Annotated in this window: 17 protein-coding genes (1 of these 17 cut by a window edge); 13 read left to right on the top strand and 4 right to left on the bottom strand. The window is 63.8% G+C overall.

Annotated features, from left to right (window positions below):
- The first annotated feature begins 91 nt into the window (after nt 1–91).
- Genes CKW40_RS09560 through CKW40_RS09550 form a run of 3 tightly spaced genes read left to right on the top strand, consistent with a single transcriptional unit; the run spans nt 92 to nt 1726 of the window.
- The gene (locus CKW40_RS09560; protein WP_095199651.1) at nt 92–1000 is read left to right on the top strand and encodes a DMT family transporter; all 909 of its coding nucleotides are present in this window, start codon (nt 92–94) and stop codon (nt 998–1000) included.
- Nucleotides 1001–1060: 60 nt separating this feature from the next.
- The gene (locus CKW40_RS09555; protein ID WP_244571139.1) at nt 1061–1204 is read left to right on the top strand and encodes a hypothetical protein; all 144 of its coding nucleotides are present in this window, start codon (nt 1061–1063) and stop codon (nt 1202–1204) included.
- 9 nt (nt 1205–1213) lie between these two features.
- Complete coding sequence (locus CKW40_RS09550) at nt 1214–1726, top strand: flavin reductase family protein (protein WP_095199650.1); 513 nt, start codon at nt 1214–1216, stop codon at nt 1724–1726.
- Nucleotides 1727–1769: 43 nt separating this feature from the next.
- Here CKW40_RS09550 and ubiG read toward each other — a convergent pair whose 3' ends face one another.
- Nucleotides 1770–2519 (bottom strand): bifunctional 2-polyprenyl-6-hydroxyphenol methylase/3-demethylubiquinol 3-O-methyltransferase UbiG, encoded by a 750-nt coding sequence (gene ubiG / locus CKW40_RS09545; RefSeq protein WP_027031212.1) that lies wholly within the window; start codon nt 2517–2519, stop codon nt 1770–1772.
- A 318-nt stretch (nt 2520–2837) separates the two neighbouring features.
- Here ubiG and CKW40_RS09540 point away from each other — a divergent pair, with 318 nt between their 5' ends.
- Entirely contained in the window at nt 2838–5069 is a 2232-nt protein-coding gene (locus tag CKW40_RS09540; RefSeq protein ID WP_143748265.1) for a diguanylate cyclase, read from the top strand.
- Nucleotides 5070–5126: 57 nt separating this feature from the next.
- Here CKW40_RS09540 and CKW40_RS09535 read toward each other — a convergent pair whose 3' ends face one another.
- Nucleotides 5127–6968 (bottom strand): CHASE3 domain-containing protein, encoded by a 1842-nt coding sequence (locus CKW40_RS09535; RefSeq protein WP_095199648.1) that lies wholly within the window; start codon nt 6966–6968, stop codon nt 5127–5129.
- Nucleotides 6969–7214: 246 nt separating this feature from the next.
- On the opposite strand from CKW40_RS09535, the gene CKW40_RS09525 reads away from it, so the two are divergent.
- The 8 genes from CKW40_RS09525 to CKW40_RS09490 all read left to right on the top strand — a co-directional run bounded on the left by CKW40_RS09525 (nt 7215) and on the right by CKW40_RS09490 (nt 18959).
- Nucleotides 7215–8468, top strand: a complete 1254-nt coding sequence (locus CKW40_RS09525; RefSeq protein WP_010911671.1) for an aspartate kinase — start codon at nt 7215–7217, stop codon at nt 8466–8468.
- Nucleotides 8469–8549: 81 nt separating this feature from the next.
- Nucleotides 8550–10820, top strand: a complete 2271-nt coding sequence (ptsP, locus tag CKW40_RS09520) for a phosphoenolpyruvate--protein phosphotransferase (protein WP_095199646.1) — start codon at nt 8550–8552, stop codon at nt 10818–10820.
- Nucleotides 10821–10831: 11 nt separating this feature from the next.
- Nucleotides 10832–11911 carry a peptide chain release factor 1 gene (gene prfA / locus CKW40_RS09515; RefSeq protein WP_095199645.1) on the top strand — a complete coding sequence of 360 codons (1080 nt, stop codon included), beginning with the start codon at nt 10832–10834 and terminating at the stop codon, nt 11909–11911.
- Nucleotides 11904–12773 carry a peptide chain release factor N(5)-glutamine methyltransferase gene (prmC, locus tag CKW40_RS09510; protein ID WP_095199644.1) on the top strand — a complete coding sequence of 290 codons (870 nt, stop codon included), beginning with the start codon at nt 11904–11906 and terminating at the stop codon, nt 12771–12773. The genes prfA and prmC overlap by 8 nt, the downstream gene beginning before the upstream one ends.
- 310 nt (nt 12774–13083) lie before the next feature.
- Nucleotides 13084–14043 carry a DUF4167 domain-containing protein gene (locus tag CKW40_RS09505; RefSeq protein ID WP_095199643.1) on the top strand — a complete coding sequence of 320 codons (960 nt, stop codon included), beginning with the start codon at nt 13084–13086 and terminating at the stop codon, nt 14041–14043.
- Between the two features lie 222 nt (nt 14044–14265).
- A complete protein-coding gene (gene clpB, locus CKW40_RS09500) occupies nt 14266–16872 on the top strand; it encodes an ATP-dependent chaperone ClpB (protein WP_095199642.1) in 2607 nt (868 codons plus the stop codon).
- Nucleotides 16873–16930: 58 nt separating this feature from the next.
- Nucleotides 16931–17293: an MmcQ/YjbR family DNA-binding protein gene (locus tag CKW40_RS09495; protein WP_095199641.1), complete on the top strand. Its 363-nt coding sequence runs from the start codon at nt 16931–16933 to the stop codon at nt 17291–17293.
- Between the two features lie 148 nt (nt 17294–17441).
- Nucleotides 17442–18959 carry a L,D-transpeptidase family protein gene (locus tag CKW40_RS09490; RefSeq protein WP_095199752.1) on the top strand — a complete coding sequence of 506 codons (1518 nt, stop codon included), beginning with the start codon at nt 17442–17444 and terminating at the stop codon, nt 18957–18959.
- Here CKW40_RS09490 and CKW40_RS09485 read toward each other — a convergent pair.
- Nucleotides 18933–19565: a TMEM175 family protein gene (locus CKW40_RS09485; protein WP_095199640.1), complete on the bottom strand. Its 633-nt coding sequence runs from the start codon at nt 19563–19565 to the stop codon at nt 18933–18935. The genes CKW40_RS09490 and CKW40_RS09485 overlap by 27 nt on opposite strands.
- A gap of 153 nt (nt 19566–19718) precedes the next feature.
- Between CKW40_RS09485 and CKW40_RS09480 the strand changes: the two genes are divergently transcribed.
- On the top strand, nt 19719–21293 hold the full coding sequence (locus tag CKW40_RS09480; protein WP_095199639.1) for an MFS transporter: 1575 nt from the start codon (nt 19719–19721) through the stop codon (nt 21291–21293).
- Between the two features lie 26 nt (nt 21294–21319).
- Here CKW40_RS09480 and CKW40_RS09475 read toward each other — a convergent pair whose 3' ends face one another.
- Nucleotides 21320–22217, bottom strand: the 3' portion of a protein-coding gene (locus CKW40_RS09475; RefSeq protein ID WP_179297891.1) for a M23 family metallopeptidase. It continues 1073 nt past the right edge of the window; only the last 898 of its 1971 coding nucleotides appear in the window; its start codon lies beyond the right edge, outside the window; it ends in the stop codon at nt 21320–21322.

Here is a 22217-nt window from a genome sequence, read left to right as displayed (position 1 = left end):
TTAAGAATCTCTGTACTATCTTACCTCAAGATACAGAACCGGCCAAGCGCCGCAAGCGCCAAATTTCGCAATTGAGTGACGGGACCATCCGATGAAATTTCTCTGGGATTCGGCGCTCGGCCTGCTGGTCGTCACTGGCGGCCTGCTCGGGCTGACGCTGCCCTTCGGCAAGCTCGCGACGGCGGCCGGCGTACCGGCCATGGTCTGGGCCTTCGTCATCTCGCTCGGCGCCGGCGGCGTGCTTTTGTGCGTGCTCTTGGCACGCGGTCAGCACATCCGGCCCACCGCGCACAAACTGCGCTATTTCTTCGTCACGGCCGCCGTGTCCTATGCCGTCCCCAATCTCTTGATGTTCTCGGCCATACCGCATCTGGGCGCCGGCTATACCGGCATCATGTTCACGCTGTCGCCCGTCATCACGCTGGTGTTCTCGATCCTGCTGCGTGTCCGGCGCCCCAACATGCTGGGCATTGTCGGCATTGCCGTCGGCTTCGTCGGCGCCGTCATGGTGGCGGTGACGCGCGGCGAGGCCGGCCAGCCGGCCGATCTGTTCTGGGTGGTGATCGGCCTACTTATCCCGGTCAGTCTTGCCGCCGGCAACATCTACCGCACCGTCGACTGGCCGGAAGGTACCGGGCCGATCGAGCTTGCCGTCGGCAGCCACCTGGCGTCGGCAACGCTGTTGCTCGCCGGCATTCTTGCCTTGTTCGGCGTCAAGGCCTTCGCCCCGCTCGGCGCCGTGCCGCTGGTCGTCGTCGCGCAGGTCGCATCCGCGTCGGCGATGTTCGCCTTCTTCTTCCGGCTGCAGGCGGTCGGTGGCCCGGTCTATCTCAGCCAGATCGGCTATGTGGCCGCCGCGGTCGGGCTCTTTGCCGGCACGATCTTCCTTGGCGAGCACTATCAGCTGCTGACCTGGGCCGGCGCCGTCATCATCACCGGCGGCGTCTTCGTCACCACGAAGGCGCAGAGCCAGGCCGTCGCGAAGCCGCAGCCTGCGTAAACGTCTTCAAAGCTTTCCGCCGCCGTCGTCGGCGCCGTCACCGGGCTCCGGCCTTGGGTGATGGCGACGGTGCGTGGCGGCGGCTCGACACTGTCCTTCGTCGATTATGCCGAGGAGTTCCCCTATTTCCGCGACACCGTGCTACCCATTCTCGAACAGAGAGGCATCCGCATCGCGCCGGCCGCGATGCAGTCGGCGGCTTAGGAGGATGTTATGTCCACAGTCTCGAGAGAGGGCCCGGTCGACGTCGCCGACTTTCGCGCCGCCATGCGGCTCATCGTCGGCAATGTCAGCGTCATCACCGCCGGCGTCGGTGACGACCGTTCCGGCCTTGTCGTCATTTCGGTGGTCTCGCTGTCGGCCGAGCCACCCAAGGTGATCGCTTGCGTCAACCGATCGTCATCGACCTGGCCGGTGATAGAGCGTTACCGGCATTTCGGCGTCAATTCGCTAGGACCTCAGCACCAGCGCGTGGCAGAGCGCTTCTCCGGCCTTGGCGGCATCAAGGGCAAGGACCGCTACGAGGGCGCCGAATGGGTGACGCTGAAGACCCGAGCCGCGCTGCTTTCCGACGCCGTGGCCGCCTTCGACTGCAGCCTCGACGAGATGATCGACCGCGGCACGCATTCCATCGTCATCGGCTCGGTCGAGGCGGTGCGCACCCACGATGCCGGCCAGGCGCTGATCTACTGGCGGGGCGGCTATCGGCCGCTCGATTCGGCCTGACCCGAATCTCAACACGTCCTTGGCGCGAATTCCGCGAACGTGGTCAGACCGATCCTTTTTCCGCCAGCACCATGTAGTTGACGTCCATATCCTTCGACCGCGCCCAGCGATCGGCAAGCGGATTGTAGGTGACGCCGGTGCGGTCGATAATGGTCAGACCGGCGCCGCCCAGCGCCTTTTCCAGCTCTTCCGGGCGCACCAGCTTGCCGAATTGGTGGGTGCCGCGCGGCAGCCAGCGCAGCACATATTCGGCGCCGATAATGGCCAGGCCGAGCGCCTTCAGCGTGCGGTTGATGGTGGCGACGAACATGATGCCGCCGGGCCGGACCATCTGTCCGCATTTGGCGACGAACAGGTCGATGTCGGCGACATGCTCGACCACTTCCATGTTGAGGATGACGTCGAATGTCTCGCCGGCGTCGGCAAGGTCCTCGGCCGTCGTCGCGCGGTAGTCGACGCTCACATTGCCTTCGGCCGCGTGCAGTTTCGCCACTTCGATGTTTGTCTCGGAGGCATCCGCTCCGACGACCTCGGCGCCAAGCCGCGCCATCGGCTCGCACAAAAGACCACCACCGCAGCCGATATCGAGGATGCGCAGTCCCTCGAACGGCCGCGCGGCACGCGGGTCACGGCCAAAGCGCGCCGCGATTTGGTCGCGGATATAGGAAAGCCGGACCGGATTGAATTTGTGCAGCGGCCGAAACTTGCCGTTCGGGTTCCACCATTCGGCGGCAAGGGCGGAAAAGCGTTCCACTTCTCCGGCATCGATCGTCGACCGTCGGGGCTCTGGCATGGGTTGGTCTCCTAGAGCTCTTTGATTTGTCGCAATTCCTGTGGGAAAACCGTTACACACTTTTCCTGGAATTGCTTCAGAGCGCTAGGGAGTCGGGCGTGGGAGCCGGAAAGTCAAGGCAACAATTTTCCCGTTCTGAGAGGGCGGTCCGTTCTGTCAGGGCACGGGCGCCGTGCTGAATTCCTCGGCGCCGAGGGTCTTACGGGAAAGGGCGGCTGATCAGGTTCCCTTAACATCAAATTTACGAGGTTGGCGGTTTCCTGAGGCACGATCGGGATTCGGCATGTACATTGCCCTCCCATCGATTGGGATGGCTTGGTGCGGATCAAGACCCAGATTGTTGCCACCTTATTCAGCGCCGCGGCCTTGATTGGCCTGGTGGGCGGCATTGCGATCGTCTCCCAGATATCGCTGACCACATCCGGCGCGCTCGCCGAAGCGACGAGCGTTGGGCGGCAATTGGCCGAAACGATTGCCTTCAAGGCTTCCGATGCGCCGCATTCCTTGTTTGAAAGGGCAGACGCGCTGCGCGAATTCGTGACCGCGCAACACAGCGACTCGAAACGCGACCTCGTTGTCGTCAATCACGACAAGGTCATCCTTGCCGATGTCCCGGGTGAAGAAAAAAATGTCGGCACTCCCTACCGCCACGATCCCGACAATGAGGTCGGCCGGACGATCGAGGATGGCACACCGCGCAACTTCGTTGAAAGCAGCACCGACCTATCAGAAGCGATCAACCTGGTTGCCGTGCCGATCAAGGATGCTCCCGGCAAGACGGTCGGCGCGGTGCTGTTCGAGTATACGCCGCTGCTGCACGCCGCCCAACAGCGCACCAACAACATGCTCTGGCTCATCGGTCTGTGCACCGCGACCGCCGTGCTGATCTCCGCGATCTCGGCTTTCCTGTTACTGCGTGGCTTTGGTGCCGGTCTTTCCGGCCTCAACCGTGGCATCGAATCGCTGGCGCGCGGCGACGCCGGGGCGCGTGTCGGCCTGACCTCCAATGACGAGTTCGGCCAATTGGCGCGAGGCTTCGATGGTATGGCATCCGAACTCGAATCCTCGCGCGGGCAGCTCGTCGAGCAGAAGGCCTATATCGAGGATATTGTCCGCACTGTCGCCGAAGGCATTGTCGTCATCGACGGCAATGGCCGGATCGTCTCTGTCAATCCGGCAGCCGCCGAGATCATCGGGCGGCGCAATGACAAGATCGAGGGGCAGGATTGGCCGTCGGTTCTCGATATAAGGGGACTATCGGGAGACAGGCTGGCGCAGGCGACATCGCCGATCGAGCTAGCGCTGACCACGGGTCGCGGGCATCAGGCCGAGGTGCGGCTGGCAAAACCGGACGGATCGTACCTGCCGGTGATTGCGAGCTGCAATCCGCTCAATCGCTCCGACGGCGGGATCGTGCTGACCCTGAACGATATCAGCGAGCTGCGCAGCGCCGAGCGGGCGGTCAACGATCGCGCCGAGGAACTGGTAACGCTGAACCGTGAACTGAAAGAGACGTCCCAGGCAACGACCCGCCTGGTCAAGCTCGGCGAACTGCTTCAGGCGTGCGTCACCTTCCAGGAGGCATTTTCCGTCGTCGGCTCGGCCATGCCCGATTTCTTCGGCGGATTGAGCGGCACCGTGCATCTGACCAGCGCCTCGCGCAATCTGGTCGAGGAAATGGCGCATTGGGGCGCCGTCCGTTCGAGCGTTGGCCAGTTCGCTCCGGAAGATTGCTGGGCGCTGCGGCGCGGTCAGGAACATGTTGCCGGTCCCGGGATGCTGACGCCGCGCTGCAACCACATCACCGAGAATGGCGGCCGTGGCTATGTCTGTATGCCCCTGGCGGCGCAAGGGGAGACGCTTGGCATCGTGCATCTGTGCGAACCGGACGCCGCCGGCAGGCCGGACTGGCTGACCGAGCGGCAACAGATCCTGCGCGGCGTCGTCGATACGCTGGCGCTGGCACTGGCCAATCTGCGCCTGCGCGAAACATTGCGGCAGCAATCGATCCGCGATCCGAACACCGGGCTCTACAACCGCCGCTATCTCGAGGAGACAAGCAGCCGCGAGTTGAGGCGCCTGGAGCGTTCTGGGCAGCCGATGGCGGTAATCATGCTCGACGTCGATCATTTCAAGCAATTCAACGACACGTTTGGCCATGAAGCCGGCGATCTGGTGCTCAAGCAGGTCGCCGCCACGCTGCTCGACCACGCGAGGGACAGCGATGTGGTGTCGCGCTATGGCGGTGAGGAATTCGCGTTGATGCTGCCGGGGACGTCGATCGCCGATGCCGCCGAGCGCGCCGAGGCGCTGCGCAAGGCGATCAAGCAGCTGCATCTGGCGCATCGCGGCCGCACGCTTGGAACCATCACAGCCTCGTTCGGCGTGTCCGCCTTCCCGGAACTCGGCGCGTCATGGGTCGAAATCGTCAACGCCGCGGATCGTTCGCTCTATCAGGCAAAAGCGGACGGCCGCGACCGCGTTGTTGCCGGATTGGGCAAGGCCGATCCCAACTGGGACCTTCCCACTGCCAGCCAAAGCGTGGGTTAACGCGACAGAACGAGCTCGGCATGTCGCCTGGACCGGAACAGCCGCCAGAAAGCCCGGCTATCCTTTCGCGTCCAGTACTTCGCGTAGCTTGGCCTCGAGTTGCTCGATGGTGAATGGCTTGGCCAGGAAGTGCACGTCATGGTCGAGCACGCCGTTGTGGACGACGGCATTCCTGGTGAAACCGGTGGTGAAGACGACTTTCAGGCCAGGTTGGCGCGCGACCGCTTCCTCGGCAAGCTTGCGACCGTTCATCACCGGCATGACAATGTCCGTGAAAAGCAGGGCGATGCCCGGTGTCACCGCCAGCTTCTGAAGCGCCTCCTGGCCGCTGCCAACGTGGATGACGGTGTAGCCGAGTTCGCGCATGGCGTCCGTCGTTGAGGCCCGCACGCGGGCGTCGTCCTCGACGACTAGGATCGTTTCTGTGACCTTGGCGGTGCTCTTGCCGCGCCCGGCAAGTGCTGCCGGCTCCTCCGGCCCGAAAAACCGGGGCAGATAGATCCTGATCGTCGTGCCTTCGCCCGGTTCGGAGTAGATCTTGACGTGGCCGCCCGACTGCTTGACGAAGCCGAACACCTGGCTCAGCCCAAGTCCCGTGCCCTTGTCGACCGGCTTGGTCGTGAAGAAGGGTTCGAAGGCCTTGGCGATGACCTCGGGCGACATGCCGGTGCCGGTGTCGGTTACCGCGATCATCACATATTGGCCTGGCGTGACTTCGGCATGCGTCGCGGCGTAAGCGTCGTCGAGGTGGCTGTTGGCGGTCTCGATGGTCAACTTGCCGTCATTATCCATGGCGTCGCGGGCATTGACGGCAAGGTTGAGGATCGCGTTCTCGATCTGGCTGGGGTCGGCGTGGGTTTTCCATAGGCCGCCCGCCAGCACCGTTTCGATGCGGATGCCTTCGCCGAGCGCACGGTGCAGAAGGTCGGACATGTCGGTCACCAGCCGGTTGGTGTCGACCACCTGCGGCGCCAGCGGCTGCAGACGGGAGAAGGCAAGCAGCCGGGAGGTCAAATTGGCGGCACGGCTGGCCGCGTCCGTCGCCGCCTCGATGAATTTCTCGATATCATTCTCGCCGCGCTTCAGCTTGCGCTGGGCAAGGTTCATGGCGCTGAGGATCACCGCCAGCATGTTGTTGAAATCGTGGGCGATGCCGCCGGTCAGTTGCCCGACGGCCTCCATCTTCTGCATCTGGCGGATCTGGGATTCGGCCTTCTCGCGCGTGTCGATCTCGTTGCCGAGTTCGATGTTCTTGCGCATCAGTTCTTCCTGGGCGGTGGCGACCTCGCGGAAGCGGCGGCGGGATTGGCGGATCGTGTAGGCGCCGAGCAGGAAGATCGCGATCAGGGCCGCCAGCGAACCGATGCGCAGCCAGGTCTCGACCTGGTCGGTGTGCTCGTCGCGCGCGGCGATGTCGGCGGCGCCGATGCGCCGGATCGTGTCCATGCTGGCGCGGATTTCGTCCATGGCGGCCTTGCCCTGACCGCTGCGGACAAGTTGCAGCGCCTTCGCGGCATCACCCTTGTCGTAGAGCGCGATCGTCACGGCGAGTTCAGCCTGCTTTTGCGCCAGCGCTTCCTTGATATGGCTGATCTGCAGGGCGAGCTGGTCGTTGGGTGGTGTCATGGCATCGATGCGGGCAAGTTGCCCTGGAATTGCATCGACAGCCTTCTGGTACGGGTCGAGGTAGGATTTCTCGCCGGTCAGCAGGTAGCCACGCTGGCCAGCCTCGGCATCCTGCGCCGATGAAAGCAGCCCGGAAAGCTGTTCCTGGTATTCGATTGTCTCGCGTGCTGCGGCACGGTTGGCCCTCTGGCCCTCGACCAGCAGGGCGCGGGTGCCGACGATCAGTGCCAGCACGGCGAAGCCGGCGGCAAGCGGCAGCGATTGCAATCGCATGGCGCGCCGAAGACGAGCAATCATCTGTTATGCCGAACCAAAAGGAATTCCCCGCGGGCAGCATTTGGTAAGCGGCGCCGGCCTGGAAGGCAATATCCGTCTTCTTGAAGCCGGCAATCCGCCGCCAGCCTTGCGAAAGACAAAGCATTTGGCTAAGGAGGCCGCGCATTCAGCGGCCGGCGCCAGCCGGGCGCTTTCCTTCGTTTTCGGCTCCGGGCCGGCTTCAGTCAAAGGCATTTCGCTTCCATGGCGCGTATCGTGATGAAATTCGGCGGAACCTCCGTCGCCGACATCGCCCGCATCCGCAATGTGGCGCGTCATGTCAAACGCGAGGTCGACGCCGGCCACGAGGTGGCGGTGGTGGTTTCGGCGATGGCCGGCAAGACCAACGAGCTGGTTGGCTGGACGCGCGAGGCCTCGCCGATGCATGACGCACGCGAATATGACGCGGTTGTCGCTTCCGGAGAGCAGGTCACCGCCGGCCTGCTCGCCATCACCTTGCAGAACATGGGCGTGCATGCGCGCTCCTGGCAGGGCTGGCAGATCCCGATCAAGACCGACAACGCGCATGGCGCGGCGCGCATCCTTGACATTGACGGCGCCTTCCTGATCAAGCGTTTCGGCGAGGGCCAGGTGGCTGTCATCGCCGGCTTCCAGGGCATCGGGCCTGACAATCGGATCGCCACGCTCGGCCGCGGCGGTTCCGACACCAGCGCGGTCGCCATTGCCGCGGCGGTCAAGGCCGACCGTTGCGACATCTACACCGACGTCGACGGGGTTTACACCACCGATCCGCGCATCGAGCCGAAGGCGCGGCGGCTGGCCAAGATCTCCTTCGAGGAAATGCTTGAAATGGCCTCGCTCGGCGCCAAGGTTCTGCAGGTGCGTTCGGTCGAGCTTGCCATGGTGCACAGGGTGCGTACCTTCGTGCGGTCGTCCTTCGACGATCCCGATGCGCCCGGAATGGGGGATTTGCTCAATCCCCCGGGAACGCTCATTTGCGACGAGGAAGAGATCGTGGAACAGCAGGTCGTCACCGGAATTGCCTACGCCAAGGACGAGGCCCAGATTTCGCTGCGCCGCGTCGGCGACCGCCCTGGCGTCGCCGCCGGCATCTTCGGGCCGCTGGCCGAGGCCAACATCAATGTCGACATGATCGTCCAGAACATCTCCGAGGACGGCAAGTTCACCGACATGACCTTCACCGTGCCATCGGGTGACGTCGACAAGGCGCTGGCTGTGCTCGACCGGCTGAAGGCCGAGGTCGGCTACGATGTCGTGCAGTCGGAAGCCGGCATGTCGAAGGTCTCGGTCATCGGCATCGGCATGCGGAGCCATGCCGGCGTCGCCGCCACCGCGTTCAAGGCGCTGGCCGACAAGGCGATCAATATCCGCGCCATCACCACCTCCGAGATCAAGATTTCGATACTGATCGACGGTCCGTACACCGAACTGGCAGTTCGCACTTTGCATTCCGTCTACGGTCTGGATAAGCAGTAGCAAGACTGAATCAGTTGTTGCGCGCATGCCGGCAGCGGCGGAAACTGCGCCGGCAAGTGTTTCATTGGAGAAGAAGCCGCGATGCGTGACCAGGCCAGCGGCCCGCGCGTTTTGCTGAAACGGCTCCGCGAGCTCATGCAAGAGCCGCTGGAGCCGCAGGAGCGGCTTGACCGGATCGTGCGCGACATCGCGTCCAACATGGTTGCGGAAGTGTGCTCGCTCTATGTGCTGCGCGCCGATTCGGTGCTCGAACTCTACGCCACCGAGGGTCTGAACCCGAACGCCGTCCACCTGGCGCAGTTGCGACTCGGACAAGGCCTGGTCGGCACCATCGCCGCCAGCGCGCGGCCGCTCAACCTGTCCAACGCGCAGGAACATCCGGCCTTCGCCTATCTGCCGGAGACCGGGGAAGAGATCTACAATTCCTTCCTCGGCGTGCCGGTGCTGAGGGCAGGGCGGACGTTGGGCGTGCTGGTCGTGCAGAACAAGACCATGCGCCATTATCGCGACGACGAGGTCGAGGCGCTGGAAACCACGGCCATGGTCATCGCCGAGATGATTGCCACCGGCGATCTGGCACGGCTGACCCGGCCTGGGCTGGAACTCGATTTGCGCCGGCCTGTCAGCTTCACCGGCCTGTCCTTCAACGACGGCGTCGGGCTTGGCCATGTCGTGCTGCACGAGCCGCGCATCGTCGTCACCAATCTGTTCAACGAGGACAGCGAGGAAGAAGTCAGGCGTCTCGAGACCTCGCTCGGCTCGCTCAGGCTTTCCATCGACGACATGCTGGAGCGTCGCGACGTCGCTTTCGAGGGCGAGCATCGCCAGGTGCTCGAAGCCTACCGCATGTTCGCCAATGATCGTGGCTGGGTGCGCCGCCTGGAAGAGGCGATCCGCAACGGCCTGACGGCGGAAGCCGCCGTGGAAAAGGTGCAGAGCGACATGCGCGCGCGCATGCTGCACATGACCGATCCCTATCTGCGCGAGCGGATGAGCGATTTCGACGACCTCGCCAACCGGCTGCTGCGCCAGCTGATGGGACGCGGGCCAGAGGATGTCGCGGCCTCGCTGCCTAAGGACGCCATCATCGTCGCCCGCTCGATGGGCGCGGCCGAACTGCTCGACTATCCCCGCGACAAGATGCGCGGGCTGGTGCTCGAGGATGGCGCGGCCACCAGCCACGTCGTCATCGTCGCGCGCGCCATGGGCATCCCGGTCGCCGGCCAGATGAAGGGCGCCGTTTCCATGGCGGAAAACGGCGATGCCATCATCGTCGACGGCGAAGAAGGCGTAATCCACCTGCGGCCGCAATCCGATCTCGAAGCCGCCTATGCCGAAAAGGTGCGGTTCCGCGCCCGCCGGCAAGAGGTCTACCGCGGGCTGCGCAAGAAGCCGTCGACGACCAGGGACGGCGTCCAGGTCGACCTGTTGATGAATGCCGGACTTGCCGTCGACCTGCCGCAGCTGGCCGAGGCGGGTGCGGCCGGCATCGGCCTGTTCCGCACCGAATTGCAGTTCATGGTCGCCTCGACCTTTCCGCGCGCCGAGGCGCAGGAGAAACTCTACCGCGACGTGCTCGAGGCGGCACGCGGCAAGCCGGTCACCTTCCGCACCATCGACATCGGCGGTGACAAGGTGCTGCCCTACTTCAAGGGGGCTATCCAGGAAGAAAACCCGGCGCTCGGCTGGCGGGCGATCCGGCTGACGCTCGATCGACCGGGGTTGCTGCGCACCCAGATCCGCGCCTTGCTGAAGGCCAGCGGCGGGCGCGAGCTCAAGCTGATGCTGCCGATGGTGACCGAGCTCGGCGAGATCGCCCAGGCGCGCGAAATCATCGACCGCGAGGTACGGCATCTGTCGCGCTTTGCCCATCATCTGCCGACCAGTCTCAAGCTGGGTGCGATGCTGGAAGTGCCGTCGCTGCTGTTCCAGCTCGACGAATTGATGAAGGCGGTCGACTTCGTCTCGGTCGGCTCGAACGATCTGTTTCAGTTCGTCATGGCGGTCGACCGCGGCAACACGCAACTGGCCAACCGCTTCGACACGCTGTCGGCGCCGTTCCTGCGTGTGCTCAAGCAGATCGCCGATGCCGGCATCCGCAACCACACGCCGGTGACGCTGTGCGGTGAACTTGCTGGCAAGCCGATCTCGGCGATGGCGCTGATCGGCCTCGGCTTCCGTTCGATCTCGATGTCGCCGGCCTCGATCGGCCCGGTCAAGGCGATGCTGACGGAACTGCCGCTGGATGAACTGACAGCGTTCTTCGACGACAATCTGATGGCGCCGGCGCAGGGGCTGCCGATGCGGGCGCTGCTGCAGGCCTTCGCCGACGACCGCTCGATCCCGTTGTAGGCCCCCTCATCATGGTCAATTTGCCCCGCGATCGTATGGATCAAGTCGTCAAGCGTTTCGAGATGCTCGAAGCGCAGATGTCGGCCGGCCCGGCGCCGGATGCCTATGTGAAGATGGCGTCGGAATATGCCGAGCTGCAGGACATGGTGGCCAAGGTCAGGGAATTGCGCTCGGCCGAGCATGAGCAGGCCGACCTCGAAGCGATGCTCGCCGACAAGGGCACCGATGCCGAGATGCGGGCGCTCGCCGAAGCCGACTTGCCCGGGGTGGAGGGGCGCATCGAGGCGCTGCAGAAGGACATTCAGGTCCTTCTGTTGCCTAGGGATGCCGCCGACGACAAGAACGCCATCCTCGAAATCCGTGCCGGCACCGGCGGCGATGAAGCGGCCCTTTTCGCCGGCGACCTGTTTCGCATGTATGAGCGCTATGCCGCCGAGCGCGGCTGGCGGTTCGAGACCGTGTCAGCCAGCGACGGTGATGCCGGTGGCTTCAAGGAAATCATCGCCACCATTTCCGGTCGGGGGGTGTTTGCCCATCTGAAATTCGAATCCGGCGTGCATCGCGTGCAGCGCGTGCCGGCGACCGAGGCGAGCGGGCGCATTCATACCTCAGCGGCAACGGTGGCCGTGCTGCCTGAAGCGGAAGAAGTCGACATCGAGATCCGCTCCGAAGACATCCGCATCGACACGATGCGTGCCTCGGGCTCCGGCGGCCAGCACGTCAACACCACCGATTCGGCGGTCCGCATCACCCATTTGCCGACCGGCATCATGGTGGTGCAGGCGGAGAAGTCGCAGCACCAGAACCGGGCGAAGGCCATGCAGATCCTGCGCGCCCGGCTCTATGATCTCGAGCGCAGCAAGGCGGATGAGGAACGTTCCGAATCACGCAAGTCGCAGGTCGGTTCCGGCGACCGCTCGGAGCGCATCCGCACCTATAATTTCCCGCAAGGCCGCGTCACCGACCATCGCATCAACCTGACGCTCTACAAGCTCGACCGGGTGATGATGGGCGAGCTCGACGAAGTCGTCGATGCGCTGATCGCCGATCACCAGTCGAAGCTGCTGGCCGATATCGGCCTTGATGGCTGACCCTCTGCCCGAGGCGCTGGGGCCGCTGCTGCGGGAGGCGCGGGCCAGGCTTGCGGCCGCGGTCGATGATCCGGCGCTCGATGCGCGGCTGATCGTCGAACATTTTTCCGGTACGACGCGCACGCAGGCCATTGCCGACCCTGAACGCAGGGTCGGCAGAACAGCCATCGCCGCGATCGACGCCGCGCTGAGACGGCGAGCCGGTGGCGAACCGGTGCATCGCATCCTCGGCTACCGCGAATTCTACGGTTTGCGCCTGTCACTGTCGCCGGAAACGCTGGAACCGCGGCCGGATACCGAAACGCTGGTCGAGGCGGTGCTGCCCTTCGTCAAGGCAATGGCCACCCGGGAGGGCGCCTGCCGCATCCTTGATCTCGGCACCGGCACCGGCGCCATCGCGCTGGCGCTGCTGAGCGCAGAGCCTGCCGCGACCGCGACCGGCGTCGATATTGCTGCCGGCGCGCTGGCAACCGCGGCCCGCAATGCCGGGGAACTCGGACTTGGCGATCGGTTCACGGCGGTGCAGTCGGACTGGTTCGAAAAAGTTTCCGGCCGATACCATGTAATTGCCGCAAACCCTCCCTATATACCTTCCAGAGATATTGGAAATCTGCAGGACGAGGTCCGCGATTTCGACCCACGCCTGGCCCTGGATGGCGGCGTGGATGGGCTGAACCCCTACAGGATCATTGCCGCCGGGGCGGCACGGTTTCTTGAAGCCGAAAGCAGGATTGCGGTCGAGATCGGCCACACGCAACGCGATGAGGTTACGGATATATTCAGGGCGGCTGGTTATGCATCGGCTGCTGCTTTGCGTGATCTCGGCGGAAACGACAGGGTTCTTGTCTTTCAATGGGGATAAGCCTTGACGCAGTGCGAAAAAACCGCTTGGCAATACCGGGGAATGCGGCTAGGGTCGCCTCAACCGGATGAGACGAAGCAGGCAGTGCTCTTAGCGATTCGGTCCTCCTTGGAAATAGCTGCCTTCTTGCGCAAACGACGCCCAAGCTTCGTGCGGGAATCGTCCGGCAAGTGATGTAACCGGAACAGGATGGCACGTGGCGCCAACGCAATTGATGCGGGCGAACGCCGGTGAAGAAACGAAACGGCTGGCTGCATGAGCGCCTCCGTTCGTAGCGAGTTTTCGAAAATTTCAAGATGAAGAGAGTCGAATGAGGCCACAACAGCAGAACAGGCGCATGCGCGGTCGCAACAACAATGGCGGCGGCGGTGGCAACAACAATAACAACAACAACCGCAAGGGCCCGAATCCCCTGACGCGCAACTACGAGAGCAACGGCCCGGACGTGAAGATCCGTGGATCGGCTCAGCAGATCGCCGAAAAATACGCCACCTTGGCCCGTGACGCGCAAAGCTCCGGCGACCGGGTCATGGCGGAGAACTACCTCCAGCATGCAGAACACTACAATCGCATCATTGCCGCCGCGCAGGCGCAGATGCCGATCCAGAATACGCAACAGAATCGCGACGATTTCGACGATGACGGCGACGAGGATCGTGATGACTTCGACAATTCCGGCAACAGCAACAATGTTTCCGATGCTCAGATCCCGGTGGCCAATCATGGCGCTGGTCCGCAGCCGGTCATCGAAGGCATGCCGGCCGAGGTCGCGCTGAACCGGGAGAGCGGTCGCGACAACCGAGACAATGGCGGGCGCGACAACAATGGCGGGCGCAACAACGGCCGCGACAACAATGGTGGGCGCCATCGTGATCGTCGCCCCAATGGCGGCTACGGCCAGAACGGCCAGCGCGACTTTGCTTCGTCCTCCGATCAAGGTGGCCAGCAGCAGCGCAACGAGACCCCAGTCCAAGCAGACGCACAGGCAGAGGTACAGCTAGAGCCAGGTTTGCCGGTCGAGACCGTTGCGGCAGCCGCGCCGGCTCCGCTGTTCGAGAGCTTTTCGCCGGCGGCTCTTGCCGCCCAGGCAGAGCTTAACGAGGCGGCCGCCGAGAGCGGTGCTGCCCGTCGCCCGCGCCGTCCGCGCCGTCCGCGCACCAATGCCGACCAGGTCGATAGCGGCAGCGACAATGCGGATGCCGGCGAGGTGGCAGCGGCGCCTGCCGACAGCGGCAATGCCGAACCGGTGATTGTCGACATCGACAACTGATCGCACAGCATTTCAAGACGTTGAACGGCGGGGAGAAATCTCCGCCGTTTTCGTTTTGGGCTGACGTGGAATATTATGCATTTGCCGATACCCTGACGTCTTGAGGGTCCGGGGTGCATGCACCATATCTCGGCTGAAACAGGATCCGGCTCGAATGGGCGGGTCCGTCACCGCAATCTGATCCGGTGCCGCAAAGCGGGCCGGTGACGGAAGGAGACAGATATGAACCTTGAGAAATACTCCGAGCGCGTGCGCGGCTTTATCCAGTCCGCGCAGACCATGGCGCTCTCCCGCAACCACCAGCAATTCACCCCCGAACACATTTTGAAGGTTCTCGTCGACGATGACGAGGGTCTCGCCGCCTCGCTGATCGAGCGCGCCGGCGGCAATGTCCGCGACGTCAAGCTCGGCGTCGAGACGGCGCTCGAGGCGATGCCGAAAGTCGAAGGCGGCAATGGCCAGCTCTATCTGGCGCAGCCGCTGGCCAAGGTGTTCTCTACCGCCGAAGAACTGGCCAAGAAGGCCGGCGACAGCTTCGTCACGGTCGAGCGGCTGCTGCAGGCGCTCACCATGGAAAAGTCGGCCAAGACCGCCGACATCCTGGCCAAGGCCGGCGTCACCGCGCAGGCGCTGAACCAGGTCATCAACGATGTCCGCAAAGGCCGCACCGCCGATTCGGCGAGCGCCGAGCAGGGCTATGATGCGCTGAAGAAATACGCGCGCGATCTGACGGCCGATGCCCGCGCGGGCAAGCTGGACCCCGTGATTGGCCGCGACGACGAGATCCGCCGCACCATCCAGGTGCTGTCGCGGCGCACCAAGAACAATCCGGTGCTGATCGGCGAGCCGGGCGTCGGCAAGACGGCGATCGCCGAAGGCCTGGCGCTGCGCATCGTCAATGGTGACGTGCCGGAATCGCTGAAGGACAAGCAGCTGATGGCGCTCGATATGGGCGCGCTGATCGCCGGTGCCAAATATCGCGGCGAATTCGAGGAGCGGCTGAAGGCCGTGCTCTCCGAAGTCACCTCGGCCAATGGCAACATCATCCTGTTCATCGACGAGATGCACACGCTGGTCGGTGCCGGCAAGGCGGATGGCGCCATGGATGCGTCGAACCTGCTGAAGCCGGCGCTGGCGCGCGGCGAATTGCACTGCGTCGGCGCGACCACGCTCGACGAGTACAGAAAACATGTCGAGAAGGATCCGGCCCTTGCCCGCCGCTTCCAACCGGTCTTCGTTGACGAGCCGACGGTGGAGGACACCGTCTCGATCCTGCGCGGCCTGAAGGAAAAGTACGAGCAGCATCACAAGGTGCGTATCTCCGACTCGGCGCTGGTGGCGGCGGCGACGCTGTCCAACCGCTACATCGCCGACCGCTTCCTGCCGGACAAGGCGATCGACCTCGTAGACGAAGCCGCGTCGCGGCTCAGGATGCAGGTCGATTCCAAGCCCGAGGCGCTGGACGAGATCGACCGCCGCATCATGCAGCTCAAGATCGAGCGCGAGGCGCTGAAGGTCGAGACGGATGAGGCCTCGAAGGACCGGCTCGCCCGCCTGGAAAAGGAGCTTGTCGGCCTCGAGGAGGAATCGACCGAGATCACCGCCAAGTGGCAGGCCGAGAAGCAGAAACTCGGGCTCGCCGCCGACTTGAAGAAACAGCTCGACGAGGCGCGCAACGACCTTGCCATTGCCCAGCGCAAGGGTGAATTCCAGCGCGCCGGCGAGCTTGCCTATGGCAAGATCCCGGAACTGGAAAAGAAGCTCAAGGAAGCCGAAGCCCAGGACGGTAAGGTCGGCATGGTCGAGGAGGTGGTCACCCCCGACCACGTCGCCCATATCGTCTCGCGCTGGACCGGCATTCCGGTCGACAAGATGCTGCAGGGCGAACGCGACAAGCTGCTGCGCATGGAAGACGAGATCGGCAAGCGCGTCGTCGGCCAGGGCGAAGCGGTGCAAGCCGTTTCCAAGGCGGTGCGGCGAGCCCGTGCCGGTCTGCAGGATCCGAACCGGCCGATCGGCTCGTTCATCTTCCTCGGGCCGACGGGCGTCGGCAAGACCGAACTGACCAAGGCGCTGGCAAGCTTCCTGTTCGACGACGACAGCGCCATGGTGCGCATCGACATGTCGGAGTTCATGGAGAAGCACTCGGTCGCCCGGCTGATCGGCGCGCCTCCCGGCTATGTCGGCTATGAGGAGGGCGGTGCGCTCACCGAAGCGGTGCGGCGCCGGCCCTATCAGGTCGTGCTGTTCGACGAGATCGAGAAGGCACATCCCGATGTCTTCAACGTGCTGTTGCAGGTGCTCGATGACGGCCGGTTGACCGACGGGCAGGGCCGCACGGTCGACTTCCGCAACACGCTGATCATCATGACGTCGAACCTCGGCGCCGAATATCTGGTCAATCTCGGCGAGGACCAGGATGTCGACGCCGTGCGCGACGAGGTGATGAATGTGGTCAAGGCATCGTTCCGGCCAGAATTCCTCAACCGCGTCGACGAGGTGATCCTGTTCCACCGGCTGCGCCGCAAGGATATGGACCGCATCGTCGAGATCCAGCTCAAGCGGCTGGAAAGCCTGCTTGTCGATCGCAAGATCACGCTGTCGCTGGATCATGAGGCGATCGAGTGGCTGGCGGCCAAGGGCTACGACCCGGCCTATGGCGCGCGGCCGCTGAAGCGGGTGATGCAGAAGGAACTGCAGGACCCGCTGGCGGAGAAGATCCTGCTCGGCGAGATTCTCGACGGCTCGACCGTCAGGGTCACGTCCGGCTCCGACCGGCTGAACTTCCGCTCGAAGCCGACAGTCGTCGCGACCGAAGCGGCGGCCTGATTTCAACGCCGCGCGTCCGCCCTGGACGCGCGGCGTTTTCATATTGAGGGTGGGGCGGATGACGCTGGACGACTACAACGGCTTCTGCGCCTCACTGCCCGCCACAAACCACGTCGTCCAGTGGGGCGGCGCCCATGTCTGGAAGGTCGGGACCAAGGTGTTTGCGATCGGCGGCTGGGACCAGGGCCAGCAGCTCTTCGTCACCTTCAAATGTTCCGACATCGCCTATGATGTGCTGAAGGAACAGCCGGGCCTGCGGCCCGCGCCCTATCTTGCCTCGCGCGGCATGACATGGATCCAGCGTCGGACAAGCCAGAGCATGGATGATGCTGCGCTGAAGGACTATTTGCGCGAGAGCCATCGCCTTGTCGCCGTGAAGCTGACCAAGCAGGCGCGCAAGGAATTGGGGCTCGCAAGCTAGCTAGTATTCGTCGATGCGCCGGAAAACCGCCATCTTCATGCCCGGTTCATGTTGGAACCATATGGTGGGTTAACTGGTTTGCTGGCGAAGGGGTTCGCCCAGAACAATGCCGGGCGGCGGCAATTACGGACCGGAGAGTTTGGCCACAATGTTCCGCACGATCTTTGCCCTTTCGGCGCTTGCCGCCGGGCTTGTGTCTTCTGCCGCGCTTGCCGCGCCGACGCGGGACAATGCACCAAGGGTTGTCCGCGCTGCCGATGATGGCGGCATTCTCGTTGCCCAGGACGGAAATCTGGACATCTACTACGACGCCCGCGGCAACCGGGTCATCGTCGATGCCGATACCGGCAAGGTCATCGCCATCCAGCCGCCGGGGACACGGCTCGACCGTCGTGCGCTGCGCCGCGAGACAAGGCTGCGCGAGTTGGGCCGGGCTCCCGCCGATGATGATCGCTACTATCTCGACGATCCGGAAGACATGGCGCGGTTCCGCCGCAAGCAGCTGGAAGAGGAAGGCCGGGTCATCCCGCCGCCGGTGGATGAGTCCGACCCTTACGGCGACAACTCCGTCGACGCCTATCCGCCGGCGCCGCAGGACGACGGCAGCTACGACAACACCTATCCGGATGCGCCGCCGCCGGCAAAGCCGGGCACCATCAAGCGCCAGCCGCTGAACGAGGCTTCGATCGATCAAGCGCAGCCGGACGTGCAGCAGGCCAATCCGGAGACGCAGTCGTCCCTGCCGCCGGACACTGGCGGCAAGGCCGCCGTCGATCCGTCGCTTACGCTGGGAGCCCGCCAGGATGTCGCAGCGCTGCAGGTGCTGCTCGACCGTGGTGGCGCTTCGCCAGGCGTGATCGACGGGCGCTTCGGCTCGAACGTCGATAAGGCTTTGGCCGCCTATAATGAGATCACCGGCAGCAATCTGAAGTCGACCGACTCGGTCGGCATCCAGGCGGCACTCGCGCAATCCGGCGGCGATGCTTTCGCCAGTTACACCATCACTGCGGAGGATGCGGCCGGCCCCTATGTCGCCTCGATCCCGGAAGACTACAGCCAGAAGGCGCAGCTCAACTGCATGTGCTACACCTCTGTCACCGAGGCGCTGGCGGAGCGCTTCCACATGGACGAGAACTATCTGAAGTCGATCAACAAGGGCCTCGACTTCGATACCCCCGGCACGATCATCAAGGTCGCCAATTTCGGCAAGCTGGTCTCGACACCGGTCGCGCGCATCGTCGCCGACAAGACCAAGAAGGAAGTGTACGCCTACGATGCGGGCGGCAAGCTGGTCGCAGCCTATCCCGCCACCATCGGCTCGGCCGATACGCCGTCGCCCACCGGTATCCACGCCGTATCGCGCATCGCGCTCGACCCGAACTACACCTACAACCCGAACATCAATTTCAAGCAGGGCCAGAACGACAAGATCCTGACCATTCCGCCAGGCCCCAACGGACCTGTCGGGTCGGTCTGGATCGCCCTGGACAAGCCGACCTACGGCATCCACGGAACGCCCGAGCCGTCGAAGATCGGCAAGACCGAAAGCCATGGCTGCGTGCGCCTGACCAATTGGGACGCGCGCGAACTCGCCAAGCTGGTGTCGCCAGGCGTCACCGTGGAGTTCGTCGGCGGACCTTCAGCCGATGACGTTGCGCAGCAATGAACCGCGCGGCGCAGCGGCATAGATCAGCTGCACCGCCAGGATAAAGACGACGCTGAGCAACGGGTTGATCAGGCACAGTGCGGCACCGATCGCCCACAGGATCTGCGCCTTGACGATGCGCTGATAGACCGTGCGCGTCGTTTCAGCGTCGACGTCCTCCGCGACAAAGCCGTTCTTCTCGGCATAGCGCCAGCTGGCGAACAGGGTGACGCCGAGCATCAGCAGGTTGAGCCAATAGACCAGCACCGCGGTCCTGAATTCGAGGAAGTCCGCCAGAAGGTCGGTCGAGAACGGCAAGAGCGCGATGAAGGCGAGAAAGCAGAGGTTCAGTGTGGCGAGCCGCCTGTCGGATTTGGCGATCAGCCCATGCTGCGCCTGCTGGCCGAACCAGAAGATTGTCAGCGTCAGGAAACTCAAGGCATAGGTCAGGAAGCGTGGGGCGAGTGCCGCGATGGCGACAAGCAGATCGCGCTCGGAATGAACAACCTCATGCGCCGGCACCCTGATCTCGAGCACGATGAGCGTGAGCGCGATGGCAAAGACGCCGTCGGTGATGCCGACAATGCGGCCGCGTCCTTCTGGCGAAGCTTCAAGTGGACGCTTCATTGATTTCTCCCCGCCTGCCGAGTTCCGGAAAACTTAGCATGGCTTCCGCGATTTGCATCCCGATAGGATCTCTCCTGGCAATATGGCTGGTTTCAAGGACTGCAGGCTGCTGGCTGGTTGTTGCCCGCACAGCGGCGGTCTAAGCAGAGTGCCATGCATTCGCCCGATGAAGCCGCCGCAGTCCCGCTGATCAGTCCAGTCACGAACGGCACCTTCTGTTCGCAATCGCAGCGGCGGTTCGTATTGATCGCGGCGATCCTGGCCTCGGCGCTCGGCTTCATCGATGGTTCCATCCTGGCCATCGCCATGCCGGCGATCCGCGTCAACCTCGGTGCCAGCCTTGCCGAGGCGCAGTGGATTTCCAATGCCTATGCGTTGACGTTGTCGGCGCTGATCCTGGCCGGCGGGGCCGCCGGCGACCGGTTCGGGCTGCGCCGCGCCTTCGTGGCCGGCATTGTGCTGTTCGTCGCAGCCTCGCTCGCCTGTGCGCTCGCGCCGAATGCTGTCGTGCTGATCGCGTTTCGCGCCCTTCAGGGCATTGGTGCGGCGATCATGGTGCCGGGCAGCCTCGCCATCATCGCCAAGGCCTATCCGAAAAAAGAACGCGGCCGGGCGATCGGCATCTGGGCCGCCGCCTCGGCGCTGACGACGGCGCTCGGGCCAGTGCTGGGTGGCTTCGTCCTGTCGACTTTCGGCGACGGCATCTGGCGGGCGATCTTCGCCGTCAACCTGCCGCTTGGACTGCTGTCGATCTATCTTCTGCTGACCAGGGTTCCGGCCGACACGGCGACGGAAAGGCGAAGCTTAGACCTCGGCGGCGGGGTGCTGGCGACGCTGGCATTCGGAGCGCTGGCCTATGGGCTGACCTCGATGAGCGCCGAGGGTGGGGGGCATATGTCGGGGCCGAGCATCGTCGCCGGTCTTGTGCTGCTCGTCGCCTTCATCGCCTTCGAGCGGTGGCAGCGCGAGCCGATGATCGACCTCAGTCTGTTTAGAATCCGCGCCTTCGCCGGCGTCAATGTCGCGACCTTCTTCCTCTATTTCGCACTCTCGGCCAATCTCTTCTACCTGCCGATGCTGCTGATTGCCGGCTGGGGGTTGAGCACGGCAGAGGTCGGCTTCATCTTCCTGCCGCTGTCCGCATCGATCGCACTTTTGTCGGGTCCGGTCGGCCAGCTTTCCGACCGGATCGGACCCCGTTTCCCGATCGCCTGCGGCAGCCTGATCGTGGCTTTCGCCTTCGCCGGACTTGCCTTGCTCACCCATGCCGGAATTCACCTTTTCTGGACCGGGACATTTCCGCTGATGGCGCTGATGGGGCTCGGCATGGCGCTGGTCGTCTCACCGCTGTCGACCGCGATCATGACGGCGGTGGAAGACAAGGATACGGGGGCCGCCTCCGGCATCAACAATGCCGTCTCGCGCATTGCCGGCTTGATCGCGGTGGCGGCAATGGGATCGCTGGCGGCCTGGGTCTATTCGACGATGCTCGACACCAGCGTCAGGCCGGGCATTCCGGGTTTTGGCGAACCAGTATCGACAGGCCTGCCGCCCGAACTTGAGGCAACGCGGCTTGCCGCCAGCGACGCGGCTTTTTCAGCCATATCCTTGACGACCGCTGTGCTCTGCCTGCTTGCCGCAATCATCGCCTGGATGACCGTTTCGGGTCGGGCACTGCCCTGGCCGCGCCGCACCGATGAATCGTCTGATGATTCGTCGCGACGCTGATTCGTCCATGCCGGATCGGTCGAGGGTCAGCCTTCGATCTTGGCGCTGGCAACCTTCAGCGAATTGCCATCTTCCTGCTTCAGCAGGTCGTCGATGCGCTCGCGCTCGCGCTTGAAGGCGACGAGGTCGTCGCCCTTCAGCACCTTGCCGACCGGCAGACGGACACGCATCGAATCGACCTTGGTGCCGTTGACGATCAGCTCGTAGTGGAGGTGAGGACCTGTGGAGAGACCGGTCTGGCCGAGATAGCCAATGACCTGGCCCTGGCGAACATGGACGCCCGGCGCGATGCCTTTGGCAAAGGCGCTCTGGTGATTGTATGAGGTCTCGTAGCCATTGGCATGGCGCAGTATGATCTGCTTGCCATAGCCGCCGGCCCAGCCGGCTTTCTCGACGACACCATTGCCGGCGGCGATGATCGGCGATCCGATCGGGGCGGCCCAATCGGTGCCTGTGTGCATGCGGACGTAGCCGAGGATAGGATGCTTGCGCGCACCAAAGCCGGAGGTGAATCTCCCGTTGGGCAGTGGGTTGCGCAGCAGAAACTGCTCGGCGCTCGAGCCATCCTCGTCGAAATAGTCGGTGCTGCCGTCCTGCATCTGGAAGCGATAGAAGTTGCGCGTCGTGCCGCCGAAGGTCGCCGAGACATAGAGAAGTTCGGAATCGTCTGACGTCTGGTCGTCGCCGTCGGGCTGAGAGAACAGCACTTCGAGGCGATCCGACGGATTGAGTCGCGACTGGAAGTCGACGCCAGACGCCAGCAGCTTGATCAGCCGCTGGGTCATCTTCTTCGACATGCCGTAGGAATAGGCGGTGCGGTAGATGCCGTCATAGACGTTGGGCAGGTTGCCGCGCACCACCACCGGTGCGGACGAATCATCGAACGCCGTCAAAAGTTCGGGATTCGGCTCCGGCTCCTGCGCC

The sequence above is a fragment of the Mesorhizobium carmichaelinearum genome, from assembly GCF_900199455.1.
Taxonomy (GTDB): domain Bacteria; phylum Pseudomonadota; class Alphaproteobacteria; order Rhizobiales; family Rhizobiaceae; genus Mesorhizobium; species Mesorhizobium carmichaelinearum.
Note: the sequence above shows the minus strand (reverse complement) of the source record. Positions and strands in the feature narration are given on the sequence as shown.

Bases quoted from the DNA above. Each gene is read 5' to 3' on its own strand.
- CKW40_RS09560 (WP_095199651.1), top strand. From the start codon at position 92: ATGAAATTTCTCTGGGATTCGGCGCTCGGCCTGCTGGTCGTCACTGGC.
- CKW40_RS09555 (WP_244571139.1), top strand. From the start codon at position 1,061: ATGGCGACGGTGCGTGGCGGCGGCTCGACACTGTCCTTCGTCGATTAT.
- CKW40_RS09550 (WP_095199650.1), top strand. From the start codon at position 1,214: ATGTCCACAGTCTCGAGAGAGGGCCCGGTCGACGTCGCCGACTTTCGC.
- ubiG (WP_027031212.1), bottom strand. From the start codon at position 2,519: ATGCCAGAGCCCCGACGGTCGACGATCGATGCCGGAGAAGTGGAACGC.
- CKW40_RS09535 (WP_095199648.1), bottom strand. From the start codon at position 6,968: ATGCGATTGCAATCGCTGCCGCTTGCCGCCGGCTTCGCCGTGCTGGCA.
- CKW40_RS09525 (WP_010911671.1), top strand. From the start codon at position 7,215: ATGGCGCGTATCGTGATGAAATTCGGCGGAACCTCCGTCGCCGACATC.
- ptsP (WP_095199646.1), top strand. From the start codon at position 8,550: ATGCGTGACCAGGCCAGCGGCCCGCGCGTTTTGCTGAAACGGCTCCGC.
- prfA (WP_095199645.1), top strand. From the start codon at position 10,832: ATGGTCAATTTGCCCCGCGATCGTATGGATCAAGTCGTCAAGCGTTTC.
- prmC (WP_095199644.1), top strand. From the start codon at position 11,904: ATGGCTGACCCTCTGCCCGAGGCGCTGGGGCCGCTGCTGCGGGAGGCG.
- CKW40_RS09505 (WP_095199643.1), top strand. From the start codon at position 13,084: ATGAGGCCACAACAGCAGAACAGGCGCATGCGCGGTCGCAACAACAAT.
- clpB (WP_095199642.1), top strand. From the start codon at position 14,266: ATGAACCTTGAGAAATACTCCGAGCGCGTGCGCGGCTTTATCCAGTCC.
- CKW40_RS09495 (WP_095199641.1), top strand. From the start codon at position 16,931: ATGACGCTGGACGACTACAACGGCTTCTGCGCCTCACTGCCCGCCACA.
- CKW40_RS09490 (WP_095199752.1), top strand. From the start codon at position 17,442: ATGTTCCGCACGATCTTTGCCCTTTCGGCGCTTGCCGCCGGGCTTGTG.
- CKW40_RS09485 (WP_095199640.1), bottom strand. From the start codon at position 19,565: ATGAAGCGTCCACTTGAAGCTTCGCCAGAAGGACGCGGCCGCATTGTC.
- CKW40_RS09480 (WP_095199639.1), top strand. From the start codon at position 19,719: ATGCATTCGCCCGATGAAGCCGCCGCAGTCCCGCTGATCAGTCCAGTC.